A 23,630-nucleotide genomic window follows, 5' to 3' on the forward strand; every position below is an offset into this window, starting at 1 on the left:
AAGGGGATTGCCTTGTCCATGGAGCAGGCTGGCTAAGCCGGTCAGCAGCGCGATGGCAGGGAAAGGGACGAGCACCTGGCTGGGCGAACACAGGGCCTTGTTTCCCTGTGTCGCTATCCGGATCGGTATCCAGAGGGGGCTTACAACCCCAGTTCCAGCGCCAGCAAGTCCGCCAGGGGCTGGCGCCGGCGGATCAGCTGTGGCTGGCCGTTGGCGAACAGCACTTCCGGCAGCAGCGGCCGGCTGTTGTAGTTGGAGGACATGCTGGCGCCGTAGGCGCCGGTGTCGTGCAGCACCAGCAGGTCGCCGACCTGGGCCTGGGGTAGCAGGCGCGGGGTCAGGCATTCGTCGTCCTGGGTGAAAATGTCGCCGGACTCGCACAGCGGGCCGCCAACCACGGTCAGCTGTTGCGGGCGCTGCACCGGCTGGCCGCTGGCGTCCAGCAGGCTCATGCCGTGGTAGGCGCCGTACATGGCCGGGCGCATCAGGTCGTTGAAGCCGGTGTCCACCAGCACGAAGTGATGCTGGCCGGCGGTCTTCACCACCCGTACTTCGCTGACCAGGCAACCGGCCTCGGCCACCAGGAAACGCCCGGGCTCGATTTCCATGCGCACGCCGTGGCCCAGGTAGGCCTCGATCTCCCGGCGCGCAACGCTCCAGGCGTTGGCGTAGCGCTGCACGTCCACCGCGGTGTCGCCGTCGCGGTAAGGGGTGGACAGGCCGCCACCAATGGAGAATGCCTCGATGTCGTGGTCCAGGGATTTCACCGCCGCCACCATGGCCGCGCCCACTTGCTCCAGGTGGTCGTAGTCGACCCCGGAACCGATGTGCATGTGCAGGCCTACCAGGTGCAGGCCGTACTGGCGGATCACCGCCAGGGCTTCGCCGACCTGATCGTGCCAGATGCCGTGTTTGCTGTTCTCGCCGCCGGTGTTGGTCTTGCGGCTGTGGCCGTGGCCGAAGCCCGGGTTGATCCGCAGCCAGACCCGGTGCCCCGGGGACTGCTCCCCGAGTTGACGGAGCATGTCGATGGAGCCGGCGTTGACCTCCACTTGCAGTTCCACCACGCGCTTGAGGGTGGCTGCGTCGAACAGGTCGCAAGTGAAGACGATGCCGGCATCCACCGGGCTGAAACCGGCCAGCAGGGCACGCTCGATTTCTCCCAGGGATACGGCGTCGACCCGTACCCCGGCCTCGCGGATCAGGCGCAGCAGGTGCAGGTTGGACGAGGCTTTCTGGGCGTAGCGCACCACGTCGAAGGCCTGCAGTTGGGCAATGCGCGCCTGGATGGTGGCGGCGTCATAGCACCACAGTGGAGTGCCATATTGGCGGGCAGCGGCGACGAGTTGAGCGGGAGAGAAGGGAATGGCCATGGCGATTGCTGTCTGTGGTCAGTGAGAGTGGTTGCAGCATGCCGATTTCCGGTCATTCAATAAAATATCTATTCTTTGTAGCCTAATTCAGATCTGATATGGGTTGAGCGATCAAGCGAGCCTCTGTTCATGGACATCTCCCTGCGGCACATCGAAGTATTCCGCGCCATCATGCAGGCCGGCAGCGTCACCGGCGCCGCGCGCCTGCTGTTCACCTCGCAGCCCACGGTGAGCCGCGAACTGGCGCGGCTGGAGGCGCTTTCCGGTCTGCGCCTGTTCGACCGCGAAGGCGGGCGCCTGCTGCCCACGGCCCAGGCCCTGCTGTTGCTTGAAGAGGTCGAGCGGGCCTATGTGGGGCTGGAGCGAATCAACAGCGTGGCCCAGTCGATCCGCCGTTTCGAGCACGGCCAGTTGAGCCTGAGCTGCCTGCCACTGTTCTCCCAGACCCTGCTGCCGCGGGTGTGCCAGCGCTTTTTGCAAGCGCATCCGGGGATCGGCCTGAGCATCACTGCCCAGGAATCGCCGCTGCTGGAAGAGTCCCTCAGCGCCCAGCGCCATGACCTGGGCCTCACCGAAAGCGAGCACCTGCCAAGAGGTACTCAGGGCGAGTTGCTGTTCTGCGCCGATATGGTCTGCATCCTCCCGGACGATCATCCGCTGTTGGCCAGGCCACGGCTGGCTTCGGAGGATTTTCGCGGGCAGAACTTCATCAATCTTTCGGGCCTGGATATCTACCGGCAAACCCTGGACGAGCATTTTCGCCAGGCCGGGGTCGATCGCCGGGTGGTGGTGGAAACCACCAACGCCGCCTCGGTGTGCGCCATGGTGCGCCAGAAACTGGGGGTGGCGATCATCAATCCACTGAGCGCCATGGAAGAAGTGGGGCGTGGCTTGGCGATCCGTCCGCTGCAGCTGTCGGTGCCGTATCGGGTGATGCTGATCCGCCCGGACTACCGGCCGTCATCGAGTTTTGTCGAGGGCTTTTGCCAGTCGTTGCGAGAGGAAGCGCGGCGCCTGGAGGGGCAGCTACGAAACATCCTATGAAAACCGACACCCTCGCTACAGGAGCCCGCTTGCTGGCAAAGGCGATCTCTCGAACGCCTGCGCTGACAAGCGGGCTCACAGCGGGATGTTTCTGAGGGGCAGGCCCGCGCAGGTCGCGGGCCGGATGGTTAGCGCTCGATGGCCAATGCCACGCCCTGACCGCCGCCGATGCACAGGGTCGCCAGGCCTTTCTTGGCGTCGCGCTTGAGCATTTCATGCAGCAGGGTCACCAGCACCCGGCAGCCCGACGCGCCGATCGGGTGGCCGATGGCAATGGCGCCACCGTTGACGTTGACCTTGCTCGCATCCCACGCCAGCTCCTTGGCCACGGACAGGGATTGCGCGGCGAAGGCTTCGTTGGCTTCGATCAGGTCCAACTGGTCCAGGGTCCAGCCGGCCTTGTCCAGGCAGCGGCGGGTGGCGGAAACCGGGCCGATGCCCATGATCGCCGGGTCGACCCCGGCGTTGGCGTAGGCGGCGATTCTGGCCAGCACCGGCAGGCCCAGGGCCCGCGCCTTGCTGGCGCTCATCAGCATCACCGCGGCGGCGCCGTCGTTCAGCGCCGAGGCGTTGCCGGCGGTGACGCTGCCGTCTTTCTTGAATGCCGGCTTGAGCTTGGCCAGGGCTTCGGCGGTGGTGCCGGGGCGCGGTTGTTCGTCGGTGGCGAAGGTCAGCGGTTCGCCCTTGCGCTGGGGAATCTGGATCGGGGTGATCTCGTCAACGAAGCGCCCGGCCTCGATGGCCGCTGCAGCTTTCTGTTGGGAGGCGGCGGCGAAGGCGTCCTGGGCTTCGCGGCTGATGCCGTATTTCTCCACCAGGTTCTCGGCGGTGATGCCCATGTGGTAGTCGTTGAAGGCGTCCCACAGGCCGTCGCTGATCATGGAGTCGATCATCTGGCTGTGGCCCATGCGCAGGCCGGTGCGGGCGCCGGGCAGCACGTAGTTGGACAGGCTCATGTTTTCCTGGCCGCCGGCGATGATTACTTCGGCATCGCCGCAGCGGATGGCCTGGGCGCCCAGGTGCAGGGCTTTAAGACCAGAGCCGCAGACCTTGTTCAGGGTCATGGCGGGCACGGCGTGGGGCAGGCCGGCCTTGATCGCGGCCTGGCGGGCGGGGTTCTGCCCGGCGCCGGCGGTGAGCACCTGGCCCATGATCACTTCGTCCACCTGGGCCGGGTCGATGCCGGTCTGGGCCAGCAGTTGGCGAATCACCGCGGCGCCCAGGTCGACGGCGGGAATGCCCGCCAGGGAGCCCTGGAAACTGCCCACGGCGGTACGAGTAGCGGCAACGATAACGACGTCTTGCATGTTGGGGCTCCTTAAGCGAACTGCATTTCAGGCACGTGGTCCGGCACGATCAGCTTGCCGGCGGTCTTGCTGACGATTTCCTCGACGCTGACCCCGGGGGCGCGCTCCTTGAGGATGAAGGCGCCGTTCTCGATCTCCAGGTAGGCCAGATCGGTGAGCACGCGCTTGATGCACTGGGCGCCGGTCAGCGGCAGGCTGCAACGGCTGAGCAACTTGGATTCGCCGTCTTTCGAGGCGTGGGTCATGGTGACGATGATGTTCTCGGCACCGGCCACCAGGTCCATGGCGCCGCCCATGCCCTTGACCAGCTTGCCGGGGATCATCCACGAGGCGATGTTGCCTTGCACGTCGACTTCGAAGGCGCCGAGCACGGTGAGGTCGATATGGCCGCCGCGGATCATCGCGAAGGATTCGGCGGAGGAGAAGATCGAGGCGCCGATGCGTGCGGTGACCGTCTGCTTGCCGGCGTTGATCATGTCGGCGTCGACTTCGTCTTCAGTAGGAAAGGCGCCCATGCCCAGCAGGCCGTTTTCCGACTGCAGCATGACTTCCATGCCGTCGGGGATGTAGTTGGCCACCAGGGTCGGAATGCCGATGCCGAGGTTGACGTAGAAGCCGTCCTGCAGTTCGCGGGCGACGCGCTGAGCCATTTGTTCGCGGGTAAGAGCCATGTTTGTTGTCCTTTTAGTCGGGCTGGGGAAGGGCGATCACTTGCGCACGGTGCGCTGTTCGATGCGCTTCTCGAAGGTGCCGCAGATGACCCGGTCGACGTAGATGCCAGGGGTGTGGATCTGCGTCGGGTCCAGCTCGCCCGGCTCGACGATTTCTTCCACTTCGACCACGGTGATCTTGCCGGCGGTGGCCGCCAGGGGGTTGAAGTTCTGCGCGGTGTGGCGATAGACCACGTTGCCGAAATGGTCGGCCTTCCAGCCCTTGACGATGGCGAAGTCACCGGTGATGGACTCTTCCATCAGGTAGGTGCGGCCCTTGAACTCGCGGGTTTCCTTGCCGTCGGCCACCGGGGTGCCGACGCCGGTAGCGGTGAAAAAGGCCGGGATGCCGGCGCCGCCAGCGCGCATTTTTTCCGCCAGGGTGCCTTGGGGAGTCAGCACCACTTCGATTTCGCCGCTGAGCAGCTGTTTCTCGAACAGGGCGTTTTCACCGACGTAGGAGGCGATCACCTTGCTGATCTGGCGGTCTTCCAGGAGCACGCCCAGGCCGAAACCATCGACCCCGCAGTTGTTCGACACCACGGTCAGATCACGGGTGCCGCGGCGCTTGATCTCGGCGATCAGGTTCTCGGGGATACCGCACAGACCGAAGCCGCCGGCGATCACGGTCATGCCATCTTGCAGACCTTCCAGGGCTTCCTCGTAGGACGCCACGCGCTTATCGAAACCTGCCATTTGCACCATCCTCTTTCTTGTTCGTTGGCGGCTGGCCAGCCGTTTGCGGATCAGTGTTGCGCTGCAGGATTGATTTGTTAAGTTGATTTTTAAGGTTGATTGATTTGAAAATCAGCATAATAAGTTCCAAGCTTGCGGCCTGAAGTTTATAGCTGGCGGCTGCCTCCTGAGGATGACAGATGACGGTTAAACAGATTCGGGCCTTTCTGGCGGTGGCCCACAGTTTGAGCTTTGCCCTGGCCTGCGAGCGCCTGCACCTGTCGCAGTCGGCCCTGAGCCTGACCATCAAGGCCCTGGAAGAAGGCCTGGGCGGGCGCCTGTTTACCCGCAACACGCGCAATGTCGCCCTGACCCCGGAAGGCGAGGCCCTGTTGCCTCTGGCGCGACGGCTGATCGCCGATTGGGACAACGCCGAGGACGAACTGCGCCAGCGTTTCACCCTGCAGCGCGGACGGGTGACGGTGGCGGCGATGCCGTCCTTTGCCGGTAATCTGCTGCCGCCGATCCTCAAGCACTTTCGCGCCCGCTACCCCCAGGTCAACGTCACGGTCAATGACGTGGTCAACGAGCAGGTGCTGGAGATGGTCCGCGACCGCGAGGTGGAACTGGGGGTGGCGTTCGAGCCTCAGGACAGCACTTCCTTGCTCTTCACCCCGCTGTACATCGACCGTTTCGTGGCCGTGGTGCCCAAGGATTCGCCCCTGGCGCAGCGTAGCCGCATCGACTGGCAGACGCTGCTGCAGGAGCCCTTTATCACCCTGCAGCGGCCGTCCACGGTGCGGGTGATGCTGGAGGACCATCTGCGGGCCCGGGGCGTGCAGTTGCCGGTGGAATTTGAAAGCCACCAGTTGGCGACCGTGGGGCGCATGGTCGCCAGCGGCCTGGGCGTCAGTGCGGTGCCGGCGCTGTGTGCCCAGCACATGCGCGAGCTGGGCGGGCATTGCCTGACCCTGGATGATCCGGTGGTGGAGCGGGCCATCGGCGTCTTGACCAAGCCGGGGGAGGAGTTGTCCACCGCGGCCCAGGCGCTGTTCGACATCCTGCGCGAGGAAAACCTCGACCAGCGCGTGGCCATGCTTTGAGGCTTAGCGCAGCAGGCGTTCGGCCAACAGCGGCAGCAACCGGTCGCAGGGCTCGCCGAGCTTGAGGTCCAGCAACTCGTCGGCGCGGGTCTTGCCGAAGTTGATGGCCAGCAGCGGCTTGCCCTGCTCAGCCACGGCGCGACACAAGCGAAACGCCGAATACGCCATCAGCGATGAACCCACCACCAGCAGGCCGGCGGCCTCGTGTACGGCACTCAAGGCCCGGGCGGCGGTGGTCTGGGCCACGTTCTCGCCGAAGAACACCACGTCGGGCTTCAAGCGGTCGCCGTCGCAATAGGGGCAGCGGGGGACCTGGAAGCGTTCCTCGAAGGCCGGGTCCAGCAGGGTGTCGCCATCCGGCGCCTGCACCGCGTCGACGCCGGCCAGGTAGGGATTGAGCGCCTGCAACTGCTGCTGGATGGCATCACGCTGACTGCGCTGGCCGCAATCCAGGCACAGCACTCGGTGCAGGCTGCCGTGCAGTTCGATGACGTCCAGGCTGCCGGCCTGATCGTGCAGGGCGTCGACATTCTGGGTGATCACCCCGGCAATCCGGCCTGCGGCCTGCAATTGCGCCAACGCCTGGTGCGCGGCATTGGGCCGAGCCTGGCGCATGCGCGGCCAGCCGAGCATGGCTCGGGCCCAGTAGCGACGACGGGCGTTGGCCTGTCCAAGGAACTCCTGGTACATCATCGGCTGCTTGCCGCGGCGCACGCCTTCGCTGTCGCGGTAGTCGGGGATACCTGACGGGGTGCTGATGCCGGCCCCGGTCAGGACCATGAACGGCTGGCCGTGCATGGCGGCGGCGACTTGTTCGAACGGCGCAGCGGTGGGTCGATCGATCATGGGCTGCTCTCCTTTGCAGAGGGGACGGTGATCAGAAATAAACGCAAAACCTCGGGGATGCCAGGGTTTTGCGTCGATGACTGGGCGGTCGCCCTGGCCAGGGCGCTGAACCTACAGATGGAACACGTTCACCTGTTGCTCCAGGTTCTGCGCCAGTTGCTGCAGGGAGCGGGCGGTCTCGGTGGTTTCCTCCACGGCCTGGCTGTTCTGCTGGGACATCTGGGCGATGCGTTCGACATTGCGCGCCACATCCTGACTGGCGGCGGTCTGCTCCCGCAGGGCCAGGGAGATCTGGTCCACCACCCGCACCACATTGCCGGACGAGGTGCGGATATTGACGATGGCCTCACCGGCCTGCTGGGCCAGTTCGACGCCGTTTTTCACCTGATTGACCCCCACGTCCATGCTGCTCACCGCCTCTCGGGTGCCCAGCTGGATCTTGCCGACCATCTCGGTGATTTCCTGGGTCGAGTTGGCCGTGCGCTGGGCCAGCAGGCGTACCTCATCGGCCACCACGGCGAAGCCGCGACCCTGTTCCCCGGCCCGGGCGGCTTCGATGGCTGCGTTGAGGGCCAGCAGGTTGGTCTGTTCGGCAATGCCTTTGATCACGCTGACAATGCTGGAGATCTGCTCGGCGTGCTGACCCAGTTCACCAATCTGGGTGGCCGAAGCCTGCACGGTCTCGGCGATCAGGCGCATGCTGCCCAGGGTGTCCTGGATCACGCTGCCGCCTTCCTCGGACTGGCGTCCGGACTCGCTGGACAGGGCGTGGGCATCTCCGGCGTTGTCCGCCACATGGTTGATGCTCACGGTCAGCTCTTCCACCGTGGCCGCCATGGAGGAGGCCGAGTGGGACTGCTCCTGGGCCGAAGCCGAGAGCTGCAACGAGGCGCTGGAAATGCTCTGGGAGGCGCTGACCAACTGGTCGGCCCCCTGCTTGATCTGACTGATCATGGTCCGCAGGCGCTCCTGCATGGCGGCGAAGGCCTGCAGCAGGTTGCTCACCTCATCACGGCCGGTGGCGCTGATGCTGCTGTCCAGGCGGCCGGCGGCGATGGCCTTGGCCACGTCCACGGCCTGGCGGATACGGCCCACCAGATTGCTGGACAGCGACCAGGCCACCAGCATGGCCAGCACCGCCGCCAGCAAGCCGCCGCCGATCAGGATCGCCAGGGCCGAGGCCTTGGCGTCGTCCATGGCCTGGCTGCGGGCGTCCTGCAGGCTTTTTTCCGCGTCGCGCAACTCACTGGTGAGCTGGCGCATGGCGTCCATCTTGGCCTTGTCGCGGCCGGCACTGATTTGTGCCGCCATGGCTTCGGCAGGCTGGCTTCCGGCGTTGATCGCCCGGCGCAGGTCCAGGTTGCCCTGGACGTCGTCGCGCAGCCACTGGTCGTGCAGGGCCTTGAGTCGCTCCAGGCGTGCCTGCTGCTCGGGGTTGTCGGCGGTGCTGCTTTTGATCCGGGCGTAATAGTCGGCAAAGGCTTTTTCGCCTTGCTCCAGAGGTTCGAGGAAGCTGTCGCGACCGGTGAGGGCATAACCGCGCATACCGGTCTCGACATTGATCAGGCTGCGCAGCAGGGCGTCGGACTGGCTCAGGACCTCGTAACTGTGGATGTTGCTTTTGACACTGCTGCTGACCTGATCGAAACCGCGCAGGGCCGCTAGTACCAGCAGCAGGAGGATCAGCAGGACGACGCCGAAACCGGCATAGAGCTTTTGTGAAATGCTCAGATTGGAAAACATAGGAAGGACCGCTCCTAAACCGTTGACTGAATGCTTCACAGGGCTGTGTCTCGACGAGGCAGCGTGATAGCTCAATGATGTTCAAATGACATCAACGGTCCGACTTTTCCTGTACAAAAAAAGTTTCATGTACAGGAAAATATTTTTTGCGGGGCGTGTAGAGGGGCGCATCGAGCGTCGCCCGAAAGGGCGATGCTCGATGTCCGGCAGGGTTCAGCTGGAATGGGCGCTGCTGTCTTCTTCGGCGTCGACGTTTTCAGGTTGCCCCGGCAACTCGGTGATCACGCTGAAGTCGCTGACTTCCACCGCGCCCAGGCCGTAGCCCAGAAGGTGGAAGGAGAACGCCTTGCGGGTTTCCGGGTTGTCGAAGCTGAAGTCCATTTGCAGCGGCTGGTCGGGGGTTACCAGCATTTCTTCCGGCAGGCCCAGGGGGACGTCCTGTTCCAGTTCCTTGCCCTTGAGCAGGATGTACGCGTTTTGCTGCGGGTCGGCGGAGCGCACGGTGAAGCGCACCCGGGTTTGGGAACCCTTGGGCATTTCCAGGTACTGGGCGCCGATCAGGTTGTCGGCCCAGTCATCCTTGATCTGTGCTTGCAGCGGGATGATCGCCGGGCTGCCGAACTGATAGTGCTGGTTCAGGGGTGATTGCAGCAGGCTGCGATCCAGATGCGTGGCTCTGGCACTGATCTGCCGGGCCCGCAGGCCGCCGTACTGACCCAGCAGACTGGCGCTGTCGGCGATGAAACCGGGGCTTGAGTAGTAGCGGCAGCGCTGCTGGAAATCACATTCGGTGAAGGTGCCCTGGCCGTCGTGGTAGCGCAGCTTGCCGTTGGTGTAGGACATGATTTCCCGGCCCTGGGCGTAGTCGCGAAACAGCGAGCGGCCGCTGAGGCTGGCGGGCACCGGCAGGCCGAAGTAGTCCAGCACTGAGGCGCTGAGGTCGACGTGGCCGTAGGTCCCGGACTTGAGAGGGGGCAGCAGGTCCTGGTCGGGGGCCAGCATCAGGTTGAAGCCCCAGGACGAGGCCAGGCGCACGCCGTCGATGCCGTGGGATTCATCGGAGGTGATGATCACCAGGGTGTCCTTGAGCACGCCCTTGCGTTCCAGCTCCGTGAGGAACTGGTCGATGGCGTCGTCCAGGTAGCCGACCGCCGCCTGCTTGGGCGTCTCGTAGCGCTCCAGGTAGTCCTCGGGCGCGGAGTAGGGCTGGTGGGTGCCGACGGTCAGCAGGGTGAGCATCCATGGCTGTTTTTTCTTCTTCAACTGATCCACGTAGCTCAGGGCGCCTTCGAAGAAGGCCTTGTCGTCCTTGCCCCAGGGGAATTCCAGGTAGTTGTCGTTCTTGAACCACTCCAGGCCATGGGTCGCGTCAAAACCGATGTGCGGCATGATCTTGTCTTTGGCCATGAAGCGCAGGCCGGCGCCTTGCAGGTAGTGGGTGTTGAAACCGAACTTGTGCATCTGCGCCGGCAGGCAGGCCTGGTTGCGCTGGTTCTGGGTGAGCATCTCGACGCCCTTGGGGGTGCCGTTGTCGAGCTTGTCGTAGTCGCCGCAGAGCATGGCGTACAGGCCGCGAATGGTCTGGTGGCTGTGCAGCACGTAGTCCGGGGTGTTCATGCCACGCTCGGCCCAGGCGCTGAGCTTGGGCATCAGGTCTTCCTGGTAATGGCTGTTCAGGGCCTCGCGGTTGGTGCGGATGTAGGCCCCGGGAATGCCTTCCAGGGTAATCAGCAGCACGTTACGCGCGCGGCCGGCGCTGGGCAGCAGCGGCTGGCCTTCAAGGTCCAGACGGGTCAGGCCGGCCATGGGCGGCGGCACATCGGCGACATCGCCTTGCAGCCAGTCTTCCAATTGCATCTGCGCCTGGCCGGTGGCGGTGGCCAGGGCCTGGTGGGGCAGGTTGAACAGCTGCCACTGATCGGCTTCGCTGGGTTTGAGGTATTGGGTGGCGCCGTGGGCCAGGAGCAAGCCCAGCGGCAGAATCCAGAGCGTGCGTGGCAGTGTCGGGGTTTTGACTGCGCGACTGCTGCGCTGGACCACCAGCCACAGCACCAGCCCCAACACTAGGGTCACCCCCAGCTCAGGGTGGGTCAGGCCGCCGCCGGTGGAATTGCCGACAAATTGCGGGTCCACCAGGTAATGCAGGTCGGCGAGGTTGGGCATGCGCCCCACGGCGCTCACCAGCTCGGCGCTGACCAGGGTCAGCAGGGCCCACACCAGCAGCACGGGCAGCGCCAGCCACCAGCGGCGGCGGTACAAGAGCAGGGTCAGCAGACTGGCGCTGGCCAGGTCGGACAGGTAACCCAGCGGATTGGACCAGCCCAGGGCCAGGCGCGCGCCCATCGGCACCAGCAACAGCAGGCCGAACAAGGTGCACAGGGGAGCAAGAGGGTGTTGGAGGCAACGACGGATCAACTTCACAAATAACCTGCCTGTCATTAAATCTTCACGCAAATGTGCGCGAGTTTAACAAGAGCTTCAGGTAAGACGTTTCTTATTCATGGGGGGAATTCAGTTTTGGCCGAGTTGAGAATTGGCCCGGATGCTCTTCAGATTGAGCTGAAGGCCAGTACTCAGGCGTCTGACGGCTGTTGTGGACGGGGCTGTCAGTGGCGGGATTTACTATTTCAGGGTGTTAAAAAGGCGCCGTCTACGGATCAGCTCAGAAGCGCAGGTGACCGCATGGGCGATGCAAGGCTTGCGGACAGCGGGGTCAGACCACGGTGCCGAAGGCGCTGCCCACGGCGGCGGTAAGGCCCATGGCCAGGGTGCCCCAGAGGGTCACGCGCCAGGCACCCGGGAGCACTTTGGCACCACCGGCACGGGCTGCCAGGCCCCCCAGGCCGCCGAGGAACACCAGGGACATGCCGGCAATCCACGGCACCACGCTGTGCGTCGGGGCAGTGAAGGTCACCGCCAGGGGCAGGGCCGCGCCCACCACAAAGCTCGCTGCCGAGGCCAGGGCCGCCTGCAGCGGATTGGCCGCCAGGGTCTCGCTGATGCCCAGTTCGTCGCGGGCGTGAGCCCCCAGGGCGTCGTGGGCCATCAGTTGCTCCGCCACTTGCCGTGCCAGTTCCGGGTTCACGCCGCGGCTCTGGTAGATACGGGCCAGTTCGTTGAGCTCAGCCGGGTGGTCGCTGGCCAGTTCGAGCCGTTCCCGGGCCAGGTCGGCCTGTTCGGTGTCCGCCTGGGAGTGCACGGATACGTATTCTCCGGCGGCCATGGACATGGCCCCCGCCACCAGCCCGGCCATGCCGGTCACCAGCAGTGTGCCGTGGCTGGCGTTGGCCGCGGCCACGCCGATCAGCAGGCTGGCGGTCGAGACAATCCCGTCATTGGCCCCCAGGACGGCGGCGCGCAACCATCCGATGCGGTCGTTGCGGTGCAGTTCGCGGTGTCGGTACATGAATTTCATCGGCGATGGACTCAGGTTGATGGCATTGCAGACACGGAAGCTGCGGATACGGGTTTCAGCGGGCCTCGATCTCGGCCTGCAGCTGTCCACCCACAATAGACACTTCCCGCCACTGCGTACCGTCGCGGATCACGAACAAGGCATCCATACCGCGTTCCTGGGCCAGCCGTGGCCCCTCGACTTCACCGAGTACCAGCAGTGCGGTGGCCCAGGCGTCGGCCAGCATGCAGCTGTTGGCCACCACGCTGACCGAGGCCAGACGATTGCGCAGAGGTTCGCCCGTCGTCGGGTCAAGGGTATGGGCGTAGGACTGCTCGGCGATGTCCACCCACCGGCGGTAGTCGCCGGAGGTGGCAATGGCCGCATCTTCCAGTTCCATCACCCCCATCACTTGGCGTTCGCCGCGCAGGGGTTTTTCCACGGCCACGCTCCAGGGCTGGCCCCCGGGCTTGCGGCCCCGGGCGCGCATTTCGCCGTCGATCCCTACCAGGTAGTCGCGGATGCCCGAGGCTTCCAGGGCCCGGGCCAGCTCATCGACGCCAAAGCCCTTGGCGATGCCGTTGAGGTCCAGGCGCAGTTTGCCGCGCTTGCGCAGGCGGTGGCGCCTGGGCTCCAGCACCAGGGCTCTGGTGGCGGGGCTGCGGCGCTGCCGGCCCAGTTCGCGCAAGGCCGGCAGGTCCAGGGTCCGTGGCGTGGGGCCAAAGCCCCAGCTCTGGACCAGATCCCCCACGCCAATCTCGAAGGCACCGCACGATTGCTCGCTGACCCGCAGCGCGGTTGTGATGACGCTCATCAGCTCCCGGGGCACGCTGATCCAGCGATGCCGGGGCGCGGCGTTGAGGCGGTTGAGATCGGACTGGGGGTTCCAACCCGACATCTGCTGCTCGACCCGCGCCACGGCCTGGGCCAGACGCTCGCCGAGGTCTAGGGTGGCGAAGCCCGGGGCGGCATAGAACAGCGCGCTGTAGCGGCTGCCCATGGTCGGGCCGTTCAGGCTGTAGCGTTGCAGTGCGACGGTTTCAGTAGACATCTTCACGGTAACGTCCTTGGGCCTTGAGGGTCAGTACGCTGAGATTGAGCGGGGCCAGCACTTCGTCCAGGGCCAGCATCACGCCCTTGGCCATGTCCCGACTGCCGCAGACCAGCACCTGGGCGCCTTTTTCCACCAGCCTGCGCAGTGCCAGGGCATCGGCCAGCAGCCGGTCCTGCACGTAACCGCGCTCCTGGACCTGGGAGAAGGCCGCGCGCAGGGCGGTCAGGCGCCGGTCTGCCAGGTAGCCCTTGAGCTCCGGCTCGTAGAGAAAATCGGAGGCTGGGTGACGCCCGCCCCAGTACAGGTGCATGGGCTGCCGGGAGCGGTTGCCGCGGATGAACCCCGCCAATGGGCCGATGCCGGTGCCGGCACCGATCAGGATCACCGGCTGCGTGCCTTGGGCGGGACGAAACTGCGGGTTGGGCTTGATGAACCCCGCGATCCGCGCGCCCGTTTGCAGTTCATGGAGAAAGCCCGAGCACAGGCCACCCGGGTGCTTGCGCACGCAGATCTCCAGCACCCCGTCGGCGCGGCTGCTGGCCAGGGAATAGAAGCGGGGCTGGGTCGTGCCGGGGGGCAGGATGCCCACCAGGTCGCCGGCCTGGAACTCGGGCCAGTGCTGCCCGCGGCTGTCGGCCGCCTTGAAACGCAAGATCCGCGTCGGTGCCTGGACCTGATCGCCGTAGGCCACCGATTCCACCAGTTGCCACTCATGGCAGGGCAGGGCGAGGGTCTGATGCTGCAGGTCCAGGGGCAAGCCCAAGGCCTGTCCCAGGGCCTGGCCCCAGCGGCGGAATTCCTGGGGCGACTGGCGATGGATGTTTTCCTGGGGCAGCAGGCACTGCGCACCGCTGGCGCTCAAGGCCTTGTGTACCTGTTCGGCAAAGCCGCAGAAACGCGGGAACTGCCGGTCGCCAAAGCCCAGCACGGCGTACTTCAGATCAGGCGCCAGCGGCTGTTGTTGCAGGCGCGCGAGAAAGTCGCTGGCCGAGGTCGGGGCATCGCCGTCGCCGTGGGTGGCGGTGAGGATCAGCAACTGGCGGGCCTTGGGGTAGTCGCCGCGCAGCTGGTTCATCGGCGCGCTGTGGACCTTGCGTCCCGCCGCCGCCAGGGCCTGTTGCAGGGTTCGGGCAAAGCCCCAGGTGCTGTTGCTCTCGCTGCCCACCAGGATCACGCAGTCGGCGTCGCTGGTTGTGCTGTTGTCATCGATCGCGGCGCTGTCGCGACGCCGGCGCCACCACAGCCACAGACCGGTGAGGCTCATCAGCGGTACCCCCAGGGCGCACACGCCCAGCAGCAGGCCCAGCCACCACAAGCCTTCCCCGGTGTGCAGTTGATAGATGAACCCGGAGAGCTGCTGCATTCCGCTTTCGGGCTGGAAGGCCAGCAGGGCACCGCTGGCCGGATCGACATAACCTTGGCCGCTGCGGGTGTGCAGGCTGAACAGATCCTGGGGGCTGTCAGGGTCGGGGTAGACCAGCTCGCGCAGGTCGTTGAGGTTCGCCGCCTGCAACGCCGCGAGGCTGGCCGCCGGCAAGGCCGGGCCGGCGCTGATCGGGGGCGGCTGGGGCGGCTGGCCCTGGCCGTCGTCGGCGATCAGGCCCAAGGTGCCGGCCGACAGGTACAGCCCGCTCAGGGCCGAGAGCAGCAGGCCAAGGATCGTCAGGCGCCCGACCTCGGCGTGCCAGCGCTGGCTGAAACTGCCGCGCAAGGGCCGCAGCAGCTTGCCCCAGCCACCGGCGCGGCGGGCCAGCAGCACAGCGCCGGACGCCGATAGCAAGAGCATCGCCAGGGCGCCCAGGGCCGCCACGATATGCCCCGAGGTGTCGAGAAACAGCGAGCGGTGCAGTTCCTTGACCCAGCGGGCCAAGGCCGAGGGCGTGTAGGGCGCCAGCAGCGCACCGGTCTGTGGATCGACGCGGCTGGCCAGGGTCTGGCCATGCTCGCGGTGGTAGACAACCAGCGTGCCCGAGGGCGTGCGGCGGATCTGCTCGATCCCGCCCAGCTGGCCGGCCACGCGCCCGGCCAGTTGCGCCACGCTGATGTCGGCCGCCGCGGGTGGCGCCTGCAGGTGTTCCAGGGCCGGGTTCAGCGCCAGGGTCGCGCCGCTGATGGCCAGCAGCATCACCAACAGGGCGGCCAGCAGTCCGGGGATTGAGTGCAACGAGCGCAACATGGTCGGGCCTCCTCGGGGCGCAGGGCTTACAGGTCGTAGCGCAGCGACTGCACGTAGGTGCCGCCGCTGGCGGGCTGGCCGCTGCCCTTGAGGGTCAGGGGCAGGACCACGTCGGCGCGCACATCGCGCTGGTCTTCCACGGCGCTGTCGATGCGGATCTGATACCCGGCATCGATCAGGCTGTCCGCCAGATCGGCGCTGACCGTCAGGGTTTCGCCGCTGCCCACGCTGGCGCCGCTGACGCCGTCGTACTGGCCGGCGGCCGCGCCGCCACTGCGGGCCCACCCCGACAGATGCTTGTAGTACTTGGCCTTTTTGCCGGCGACCCACAGGGTCTTCTGGTAGGTGCCGCTGGCGTCGGTGAGGTAGATCGCCAGGTATGCGCCGTTGCCGCTGTAGGGCTTGAGCTGGGTGGTCAGGGTCACTTCACGGGCCTGGGCCAGTGTCGGCAGGACCAGGGCCGCAGTGAGGCAACCGGCGATCACGAGCTTGTTCATGAGGTTGTCCTTTTTGCTGAATGTGCTCGCAGCCTGGGCCGTTTAGCTGACAGCAACCTGAAGGCCTGGAAAAAACTTCAGGCGCCGGCGCTGTCGCGTACCTGGGCTTTTGCTGATCTGCCTCGCATCGCGCGGGCGCGACACTGGTTACCCTGAGCAGGCCCGCTGCTTCTTCAGATTCGCGTCAGGTTCAGCGGTTAAGGTGCAGCACCTACAGATCACAGGAGAACGTCGATGCGCGTGTTATTGGTCGAGGATGCGACAGGGCTGGGGGACGCGGTGCGCGAGCAGATTGCCGACGATGGCCACGCCGTGGACTGGGTGCAGCGCCTGGAGCAGGCCCGGGCCAGTGTCGCCAGCACGCCCTATGACCTGATCCTGCTGGACCTGATGCTGCCCGACGGGCGTGGCCTGGAGTTCCTGCGTCAGCGCCGCAGCGCCGGGGACGTGACCCCGGTGATCATCCTCACCGCCCAGGACCAGATCTCCGAGCGCATCGCCGGGCTCAACGCCGGCGCCGACGATTATCTGGTCAAGCCCTTCGACCTGTTCGAACTGTCGGCGCGGGTCGCCGCGGTTGCCCGGCGCTACAGCGGCAACCCCAACCCGCAGATCCGCCTCGGCGAGCTGCAAGTGGACCTGAGTGCCCGCACCGTGCAGCGCGGCGGCACCATCATCGACCTGACCGCTCGCGAATGGGCGGTGTTCGAAGCCTTTGTCCAGCGCCCCAGCGCCTTGCTCTCCAAGTCGCAGTTGGAGGAGCGGCTGTATGCCTTTGGCGCGGAAATCGAGAGCAACACCATCGAGGTCTACGTCAGCCGCCTGCGCAAGAAGCTCGGCCGCGAACTGATTGAAACCGTACGCGGCATGGGCTACCGGCTGATGCCCGCATGAAGCGTCCCATCAGCCTGCAAAAACGCCTGAGCCTGGGCCTGACCTTGGGCATGACCCTGCTCTGGCTGGGGGCTACCGTCGGCACCTGGCTGGTGGTCCAGCACGAGCTGGACGAAACCTTCGACAGCGCCCTGGAAGCCACTGCCCAGCGCATCCTGCCCCTGGCGGCGTTGGAAATCGGCAACCGTCGCGGGCCGCGTCGGGCGCGGCACGTGGCGACTCTGAAGATGGACAGCGAGTACCTGACCTACCTGGTACGCGACGCCGACGGGCGAATCCTCATGCGCTCCCACGATGCCAAGCTGAAAATCTTCAGCCACCGACCGAGCCCCGGCTTCAGCACCACGGACAAATACCGCCTGTACAGCGCCAGCATCGAGAACGACTCGATCGTCATCGAAATCGCCGAGCCCCTGGCCCACCGCCGCGAAGCCTCGCGGGAGGCGTTGCTGGCCCTGTTGCTGCCCTTGCTCGGGCTGATTCCCATCAGCCTGCTGGGCACCTGGGTGTTCGTGCGCATCAGCCTGCGCAGCGTGCTGGCATACCGGCGGGCGGTGGAGTCCCGGGGTGTGGGCGACTTGTCACCGATCAAGGTGGCGCGCCTGCCGGCGGAAATCGATCCCCTGGCCGAGGCGGTCAATCATCTGCTTGAGCGCCTGCGCAAAGCCCTGGAAGCGGAGCGCAGCTTCACCGCCAACAGCGCCCATGAACTGCGCACGCCCCTGGCCGCGACCCTGGCGCAGATCCAGCGCCTGCGCCAGGAAGCCCCGCAGGGGCCGTTGCAGGTGCGGGCGGCGAAGATCGAGAACGCCCTGCGGGAGCTGGCAAGGCTCTCGGAAAAGCTCATGCAACTGGCCAAGGCCGAGGGCGGCGGGCTGCTCTCGCAAACCCCCGAGGACTTGATTCCGTTGCTGGCCCATGGCGTCGAGGAGTGGAATCGCGGCGGTGCCCCGCGCATCCAACTGCAACTGCCGGAAGCGGCCCAGGTGTGCACTGCCATCGACCCGGACGCCTTTGGCATCCTGTTGCGCAACCTGATCGAGAACGCCCTGAAGTACGGCGATCCGGCACAGCCGGTGGACGTCAGCCTCAGCGCCGACGGTTGCTTGCGGGTGATCAATGGCGGGCCGCTGGTGCCGGCGGACGTGCTGCAACGCCTGACCGAACGTTTTGTGCGGGGCAACAGCGAAACCAGCGGTTCGGGCCTGGGTCTGGCGATTGCCCAGAGCATCGTCCACGGCGTCGGCGGCCAGTTGCACCTGGCCTCACCGGCCAGCGGCCGTGGCGAGGGTTTTGAAGTTCGCGTGCACTTTCCCCTAGAGGGACCGACCCAATCGTAGGCGCTGGCTTGCCAACGAAGGCGCCGGTTGGATCGGGGCAAGGCTTGCGGGCCTGTTCGCCGGCAAGCCGGCTCCTACGCAATGGGCTGCCGCTGAGCGGGTGTCTGTAGGAGCTGGCTGGCCAGCGAAGGCGTCGGCTGGGGCGATGCAAGGTTTGCGAGGTTATTCGCCGCGGATGTATTGCTCCAGCTGGCGGATCAGGTCGGCCTGTTCGGCAATCGCTTCCTTGACCAGGTCGCCAATGGACAGCAGGCCCAGCAGTTGGCCGTTCTCCACCACCGGCAGGTGGCGCAGGTGGCTGTCGGTCATGATGCTCATGCAGGTTTCCACGCTCTGGTGGGAGTCCACGGTGATCACCGGCGAGCTCATGATCGCGCTGACCGGGGTGCCCACCGAGGAGCGCCCGTGGAGCACCAGTTTGCGCGCATAGTCGCGCTCGCTGATGACCCCGACCACTTGACCGTTCTCCATCACCGGCAAGGCGCCGACGTTTTTTTCGGCCATCAGCATCAGCGCTTCCAGGACCATCTGGTGCGGGGCGATGGTGTGCACTTGCTGGTTGTGCTTGGCCTTGAGTTTCAGCAGTTCTGCGACGCTCTTCATGGGGCGCTCCGGTGGTTCTACGTGGGGCGGCGATGCGCCGCCCTGAGGGGTTGTTAAAGAATCGTAGAGACTGGGCCCGTCGGCAAGGCTGAAAACGGCAGATAAACGGCGAAAAACGTCAGCCCGGGGATTTTTTTTCATCAGCGCCCCGATAAAGGGGTCGTTGCCTTCAGAGGAAGCGCTGCAGAGAGAAACTGCCCAGGTCGATCTCGCTGTGCCCGTCCACGTGCCACTGGGCCAAGGCTTCGCCAATCGCCGCCGAATGCTTGAAACCATGACCGGAGCAGGCACTGACCACGGTGACGTGGGCCAGGTGCGGGTGACGGTCGATGATAAAGCCCGAATCCGGAGTCACGGTGTAGGCGCAGACGCTGGCCTTCACCAGCTCCGGCGCGAGCCCGGCGATATGCGGCGCCACCAGCTCGTGGAACAGGCGCTGGGCGTCGGCGAGGCTGGGCTGGCGGTCGAGGCTGTCCGGCTGGCTGCTGACGCGGTATTGCTCGGTGGCGATCTTCACGCTGCCTTCGCCGGGAATCGGCGGGAAACCGTAGCAGGCGTCGACATCGCCGGCGCTGTGGAGGATGAAGCTCGGCGAGCGGGCCGGGTAGTGCTGGGGCTCATCGAGGCGGAACCAGTACAGCTGCTGGCGACAGACCTGCAGCAGTGTGTCGAAGGGCGCTCCGAGCAACTGCGCCGACCACATGCCGGCGCTGACGATGACTTGCCGGGCCTTGATCGGCGAGCCGGTGCTGATGATCTCCACGCCCTCGGCGCCGGGCTTGAGCTCCAGCACCGTCTGGCCGCTGATCAGCGTGGCGCCCAGTTGCCGGGCCCGGGTCAGTTGCGCGTCGATGCAGCGTTCCGGGCGGACAAAACCACCGCCGGGCTCGAAGTAGCCCCGGGCGCTGTCCGCCAGCGGGGCGAACTGCGGGAAGCGCTGACGAATGTCGGCAGCGTCGAGCACTTCATGCTCGATACCGTAGCGTCGGGCCAGGTCAATGCTGTTGTCGGTGAAGTCCCGGGCATCCGCCGGGCGCTGCGGGTCGGTGCTGGCGGTCATCACCAGCACCCCGCACTGCTCGAACAACGGCACATCCAGCTCGGCCTCCAGCTCGCGCCAGATCTGCTGCGAGCGGATCGCCAGGGGCACATAGGCCGCGCCTTCGCCCACCGCCTGGCGGGTGATGCGGGTGTCGCCGTGGCTGGAGCCCTGGTCATGGGGCGGGGCGAAGCGGTCGATGCCCGCCACCTTGACCCCGCGCTTGGCCAGTTGATAGAGAGTGGCGGCGCCCATGGCGCCCAGGCCTACGACGACAACATCGAATTCGGGTGTCTGCACGGCAAGTTCCTTGGGGGTGAAGGCTCAGCGGTTATTGAGGGTGGCCAGGGTCATGGGCGCGATGATCCGGTGGAATGGCGCAACCGGCAGCATGTACAGGCGCCCCAGGCGATTGTGCGGATGGACCACGGTGGACAGCACGATCGGCCGCAGGCCCTCGGCGGTCTGGGGCTGGAGGTTGAGGGACAGGTGCACGTCCAGGTGCTTGTCGCGATCCACCACCAGCACCTCATCGGGGCTCTGGGAGATCAGGGTAAAGATGCCGACCCGGTCGCCGGGCTGGTAATCCTCGTCGGGGCGCGACAGGTCAATGCGGGTCAGGCGTCCCAGGTCCTTGAGGCCGAACAACTGCACCACACGGTTGCGCAGGCCCATCAGGCGGTCGATCCAGGCCGGGGTCTGGCTCATCAGGTTCAGCAGGTGGCGCATGGCGCTGCGTTCGGGGTCTTCGGCCAGGGTGCGGCGGCAGTCGACGAAGGTCGCGTCCGGGGCCAGGGCAGCGATGCTGGAGTCATGGGGCAACGGGCAAGCGTGTACTGCGGACTTCATCGGTGCAGCTCCTTGAAAGTTGGCGGCTTTGGCTTCATGCCGATCAGTCACGCCAGAAGTCGCAAAAAAATACCACTTCCTGAGGCGAGGAACTTGCTGTTGTGTAGCGGCCAGTTGCCGCTGGCCGAGGGTTGCCATTGCCAGGTGGCAGCGCGCAAGGATTCGGTGGTTTTCCGCACTGCTAGGGCCGGAATCAGCACAAACACGCACGAAGTTGCAAGCAGGTCGAAGGGACCTGTGCCGACCATTGAACGGTGGAGTTCGGTGGCACGCGGACTGAATTCAGCCAACGCAATGGCTGCTTGCCACTTAAGCCTGCTGGCGGACCGCGTCTTTTCCCCCCCTGGCGGCCGGCTCCGCGTTCTGTAGCAGCAACTGACCGAACTCCTGGGCTGCCGCCGTCTTTTCGCCGCTGCTCCAGGCCAGCAGGAAGCGCGCTACGGGCAACCCCGGCAGGCCGTATTCACCATCGACGATGCGCAGGCCCGGGCGCAGGTCGCTGGCCATCTGCACGGTGACTCCGAGACCGGCGAGCACTGCCGTGCGGATGCCTTCCTGGCTTGGCGAGCTGAACGCCACATGCCAACTGGCGGCGCTTTCGCCCAGGGCATCAAGGCCGATCTGCCGATTGACGCAGGGGGCCGGCGCCAGGGCCAGGGGCAGCGAGGCGCCCGGGGCCAGATCGAAGTGCTCGGCGGCGACCCAGACGAACTGGGCGCTGCGCAGCACGGTGCCGCTGTCACGCCGCCCCGGCTCCGAGAGCACCACAGCCAGGTCCAGTTCCCCGGCCTTGAGCATCTGGCGCAGGTCCAGGTAGGTGCCAACGCTGACGTCCAGGCGCACCTCGGGAAAGGCTCGGGAAAACTCGCAGAGCAGTGGCGGCAGGCGCTCCCCCATAAAGGTCTCGGGCACCCCGAAGCGCACCACGCCACTCAGTCGCGACGGCTGGAAGCGCCGGGCCAGGGCGTTCAGGGAGGCGAGGATCTGTTGCGCGTGCTGCAGCACTTCCTGACCGTCTTCGGTCAGGCTCAGGCGCCGGGTGGTGCGCAGCAGCAGGGGCCGGCCCAGTTGCTCTTCCAGACGGCGGATCTGATGGCTGACCGCCGACTGGGTCAGGTTCAGGCGCTTGCCGGCGCGGGTGAAGCCGGCACATTCATGGACTGCGACCAGGGCCCGCAGCAGGGTGGGATCGATGTTCAAGGCAGACTGCCATTCATGATGGGAATTACTCAATCCTACAAAATCTAATCATTTCCGTCATTGAGTGGCGTTGCCCAGACTTGACCCCTCGGTCGCCCCTGGACGGGTGGCGACACCACTTGCGGACAACCTTCGATGCCTCAACCTTCTTCACGCAACACCCTGGCCCTGGCGGCGGTCTGCCTGGCCGCGCTGATGTTCGGCCTGGAAATCTCCAGCGTGCCGGTGATTCTCCCGGCCTTGGAAGACCGTCTGCAGGGCCGCTTTACCGACCTGCAATGGATCATGAATGCCTACACCATCGCCTGCACCGCGGTGCTGATGGCCACCGGCGCCCTGGCCGATCGCTTTGGCCGCAAGCGGGTATTTGTCCTCAGCATCGTCGCCTTTGGCCTGGCCTCGCTGCTCTGTGGTCTGGCCCAGAACATGACGGCGCTGATCGCCAGCCGGGCCCTTCAAGGCCTGGCCGGGGGCGCGATGCTGATCACCCAGGTGGCGATCCTGTCCCAGCAGTTTCGTCAGGGCCGTGAGCGCAGCCGGGCTTTCGCCGCGTGGGGCGTGGTGTTCGGCATTGGCCTGGGGTTCGGGCCGATCATTGGCGGAGCGATCCTGTCGCTGTCCAGCTGGCCGTGGATTTTCCTGGTGCACGGGCCGCTGGCGCTGCTGACCCTGGGGCTTGCCGTAGCCGGGGTCGAGGAGGCCCGTCAGGCACGGGCCTGCAAGCTCGATAGCGCCGGCATCGTGCTGCTGTCGCTGGCGGTGTTCGGTCTGACCTTTGTGCTGACCCAGGGCCCAACCCTGAGCCGCTTCAGCGCACTGGTCGTGGTGCTTGCGACCCTGGGCTGCTTCGCTGCTTTTATCCGTGCCGAGCGCCGCAGCCGGCAACCGATGTTCGAGCTGGGGGTATTCAGGAACCGCCGGTTTTCCGGGGCGTTGCTGGGTTCCATGGGGATGAATTTCAGCTTCTGGCCGTTCATGATCTACCTGCCTATCTACTTCCACGGCGCCTTGGGCTACGACAGCCTGCACAGCGGACTGGCGCTGCTGGCCTATACCTTGCCGACCCTGATCCTGCCGCCCGTGGGCGAACGCCTGGCCCTGCGTTTCGAGGCCGGTTGGGTGATTCCTCTGGGGTTGTCCGGCATCGGCCTGGGCTTTGTGGCGATGTTTGGTGCCAGCCAGTGGGCCTTCAGCAGCGGTGTGTTCATGCTCCCCGGCGCGCTGCTGGCGGGGATCGGTCTGGGCATCTGCAATACGCCGGTGACCAATACCACCACTGGGTCGGTGCCCGTCGATCAGGCCGGCATGGCCTCGGGGATCGACATGAGTGCGCGGATGATTTCCCTGGCGCTGAACATTGCCTTGATGGGCTTGATCCTGGTGGCGGGGGTGGGCGCCTACCTGCGGCGTCACCTGAGTGGGTCGCTGGATGCCGGGCAACTGCAGGGTTGGGTGCAGCAGATTGCCTCTGGCAGCGGCTCTTTGGAAGCTTTGCCGTGGCTGGCGGAAGGTACGCCGCAGGCGGCCCTGGTCCATGGCTTTGGCTGGGTCATGCTGTACGGCGGCTTGAGTGTCTGGGGGCTGGCAGTGTTCAGTCTGCTGATATTCGCCCCATGGCAGCAAAAGCCAGCGGAGTCGATCGCGCAGTAGCCGCTGCCGCGCATCAGCGAGGTTGCGAAAAGGGGGCGCAGGCCCCTCTGTTGCCCCAGGCGTTTGCAGCCTGCGGCGGCGATAGGGAAAGCAAAAAAGGCGCCCGAAGGCGCCAAGGATTCACCCCAACCGA

The 23,630-nt window shown here is 65.8% G+C and carries 21 protein-coding genes and 1 pseudogene; 5 read left to right on the plus strand and 17 right to left on the minus strand.

Going from position 1 to position 23,630, the window contains the following annotated elements; all coding sequences use genetic code 11:
* Window positions 1-140: 140 nt before the first annotated feature.
* The gene (gene lysA, locus PFZ56_RS17305) at window positions 141-1,373 is read right to left on the minus strand and encodes a diaminopimelate decarboxylase (protein ID WP_170004901.1); all 1,233 of its coding nucleotides are present in this window, start codon (window positions 1,371-1,373) and stop codon (window positions 141-143) included.
* 129 nt (window positions 1,374-1,502) lie between these two features.
* On the opposite strand from lysA, the gene PFZ56_RS17310 reads away from it, so the two are divergent.
* Window positions 1,503-2,417, plus strand: a complete 915-nt coding sequence (locus PFZ56_RS17310) for a LysR family transcriptional regulator (RefSeq protein ID WP_123392997.1) — start codon at window positions 1,503-1,505, stop codon at window positions 2,415-2,417.
* 128 nt (window positions 2,418-2,545) lie between these two features.
* Here the strand turns inward: PFZ56_RS17310 and PFZ56_RS17315 are convergent, their stop codons facing one another.
* Genes PFZ56_RS17315 through PFZ56_RS17325 form a run of 3 tightly spaced genes read right to left on the minus strand, consistent with a single transcriptional unit; the run spans window position 2,546 to window position 5,130 of the window.
* Window positions 2,546-3,724 (minus strand): acetyl-CoA C-acetyltransferase, encoded by a 1,179-nt coding sequence (locus tag PFZ56_RS17315; protein WP_110652954.1) that lies wholly within the window; start codon window positions 3,722-3,724, stop codon window positions 2,546-2,548.
* Between the two features lie 11 nt (window positions 3,725-3,735).
* Window positions 3,736-4,395: a CoA transferase subunit B gene (locus PFZ56_RS17320; RefSeq protein ID WP_011060620.1), complete on the minus strand. Its 660-nt coding sequence runs from the start codon at window positions 4,393-4,395 to the stop codon at window positions 3,736-3,738.
* Between the two features lie 36 nt (window positions 4,396-4,431).
* Window positions 4,432-5,130: a CoA transferase subunit A gene (locus PFZ56_RS17325; protein ID WP_011060621.1), complete on the minus strand. Its 699-nt coding sequence runs from the start codon at window positions 5,128-5,130 to the stop codon at window positions 4,432-4,434.
* A gap of 179 nt (window positions 5,131-5,309) precedes the next feature.
* Between PFZ56_RS17325 and PFZ56_RS17330 the strand changes: the two genes are divergently transcribed.
* A complete protein-coding gene (locus tag PFZ56_RS17330) occupies window positions 5,310-6,212 on the plus strand; it encodes a LysR family transcriptional regulator (protein WP_102864184.1) in 903 nt (300 codons plus the stop codon).
* 3 nt (window positions 6,213-6,215) lie between these two features.
* Here PFZ56_RS17330 and PFZ56_RS17335 read toward each other — a convergent pair whose 3' ends face one another.
* The 8 genes and pseudogenes from PFZ56_RS17335 to PFZ56_RS17370 all read right to left on the minus strand — a co-directional run bounded on the left by PFZ56_RS17335 (window position 6,216) and on the right by PFZ56_RS17370 (window position 15,922).
* A complete protein-coding gene (locus tag PFZ56_RS17335) occupies window positions 6,216-7,058 on the minus strand; it encodes an NAD-dependent protein deacetylase (RefSeq protein ID WP_102879982.1) in 843 nt (280 codons plus the stop codon).
* A gap of 111 nt (window positions 7,059-7,169) precedes the next feature.
* Complete coding sequence (locus PFZ56_RS17340) at window positions 7,170-8,033, minus strand: methyl-accepting chemotaxis protein (RefSeq protein WP_375538385.1); 864 nt, start codon at window positions 8,031-8,033, stop codon at window positions 7,170-7,172.
* Between the two features lie 39 nt (window positions 8,034-8,072).
* Window positions 8,073-8,801, minus strand: a pseudogene (locus tag PFZ56_RS17345) (CHASE3 domain-containing protein); the annotation flags it as partial.
* 213 nt (window positions 8,802-9,014) lie between these two features.
* The gene (locus tag PFZ56_RS17350) at window positions 9,015-11,240 is read right to left on the minus strand and encodes an LTA synthase family protein (RefSeq protein WP_170005014.1); all 2,226 of its coding nucleotides are present in this window, start codon (window positions 11,238-11,240) and stop codon (window positions 9,015-9,017) included.
* A gap of 274 nt (window positions 11,241-11,514) precedes the next feature.
* Entirely contained in the window at window positions 11,515-12,216 is a 702-nt protein-coding gene (locus PFZ56_RS17355; protein WP_170005016.1) for a VIT family protein, read from the minus strand.
* A 55-nt stretch (window positions 12,217-12,271) separates the two neighbouring features.
* Window positions 12,272-13,246, minus strand: a complete 975-nt coding sequence (locus PFZ56_RS17360; RefSeq protein WP_170005020.1) for an FAD:protein FMN transferase — start codon at window positions 13,244-13,246, stop codon at window positions 12,272-12,274.
* On the minus strand, window positions 13,236-15,425 hold the full coding sequence (locus tag PFZ56_RS17365; RefSeq protein WP_394304401.1) for a PepSY domain-containing protein: 2,190 nt from the start codon (window positions 15,423-15,425) through the stop codon (window positions 13,236-13,238). Before PFZ56_RS17365 ends, PFZ56_RS17360 begins: the two co-directional genes overlap by 11 nt.
* Window positions 15,426-15,451: 26 nt before the next feature.
* Entirely contained in the window at window positions 15,452-15,922 is a 471-nt protein-coding gene (locus PFZ56_RS17370; RefSeq protein WP_170005066.1) for a DUF2271 domain-containing protein, read from the minus strand.
* 234 nt (window positions 15,923-16,156) lie between these two features.
* On the opposite strand from PFZ56_RS17370, the gene PFZ56_RS17375 reads away from it, so the two are divergent.
* Window positions 16,157-16,816: a response regulator transcription factor gene (locus tag PFZ56_RS17375; protein WP_170005068.1), complete on the plus strand. Its 660-nt coding sequence runs from the start codon at window positions 16,157-16,159 to the stop codon at window positions 16,814-16,816.
* Window positions 16,813-18,156, plus strand: a complete 1,344-nt coding sequence (locus PFZ56_RS17380) for an ATP-binding protein (protein WP_170005070.1) — start codon at window positions 16,813-16,815, stop codon at window positions 18,154-18,156. The genes PFZ56_RS17375 and PFZ56_RS17380 overlap by 4 nt, the downstream gene beginning before the upstream one ends.
* Before the next feature lie 162 nt (window positions 18,157-18,318).
* Here PFZ56_RS17380 and PFZ56_RS17385 read toward each other — a convergent pair whose 3' ends face one another.
* The 5 genes from PFZ56_RS17385 to PFZ56_RS17405 all read right to left on the minus strand — a co-directional run bounded on the left by PFZ56_RS17385 (window position 18,319) and on the right by PFZ56_RS17405 (window position 21,880).
* Complete coding sequence (locus PFZ56_RS17385) at window positions 18,319-18,759, minus strand: CBS domain-containing protein (RefSeq protein ID WP_102864196.1); 441 nt, start codon at window positions 18,757-18,759, stop codon at window positions 18,319-18,321.
* Window positions 18,760-18,928: 169 nt separating this feature from the next.
* Window positions 18,929-20,098, minus strand: a complete 1,170-nt coding sequence (solA, locus tag PFZ56_RS17390) for an N-methyl-L-tryptophan oxidase (protein ID WP_170005072.1) — start codon at window positions 20,096-20,098, stop codon at window positions 18,929-18,931.
* Between the two features lie 24 nt (window positions 20,099-20,122).
* Window positions 20,123-20,647, minus strand: a complete 525-nt coding sequence (locus PFZ56_RS17395) for a DUF2867 domain-containing protein (protein ID WP_170005074.1) — start codon at window positions 20,645-20,647, stop codon at window positions 20,123-20,125.
* Between the two features lie 47 nt (window positions 20,648-20,694).
* Complete coding sequence (locus PFZ56_RS17400; protein WP_268562251.1) at window positions 20,695-20,937, minus strand: hypothetical protein; 243 nt, start codon at window positions 20,935-20,937, stop codon at window positions 20,695-20,697.
* Window positions 20,938-20,956: 19 nt separating this feature from the next.
* Window positions 20,957-21,880 carry a LysR family transcriptional regulator gene (locus PFZ56_RS17405; protein WP_394304402.1) on the minus strand — a complete coding sequence of 308 codons (924 nt, stop codon included), beginning with the start codon at window positions 21,878-21,880 and terminating at the stop codon, window positions 20,957-20,959.
* Window positions 21,881-21,982: 102 nt separating this feature from the next.
* Here PFZ56_RS17405 and PFZ56_RS17410 point away from each other — a divergent pair, with 102 nt between their 5' ends.
* On the plus strand, window positions 21,983-23,497 hold the full coding sequence (locus tag PFZ56_RS17410; protein WP_170005104.1) for an MFS transporter: 1,515 nt from the start codon (window positions 21,983-21,985) through the stop codon (window positions 23,495-23,497).
* Window positions 23,498-23,630 lie beyond the last annotated feature (133 nt).

Source organism: Pseudomonas danubii (assembly GCF_042980055.1).
In the GTDB taxonomy this organism is placed as follows: domain Bacteria; phylum Pseudomonadota; class Gammaproteobacteria; order Pseudomonadales; family Pseudomonadaceae; genus Aquipseudomonas; species Aquipseudomonas danubii.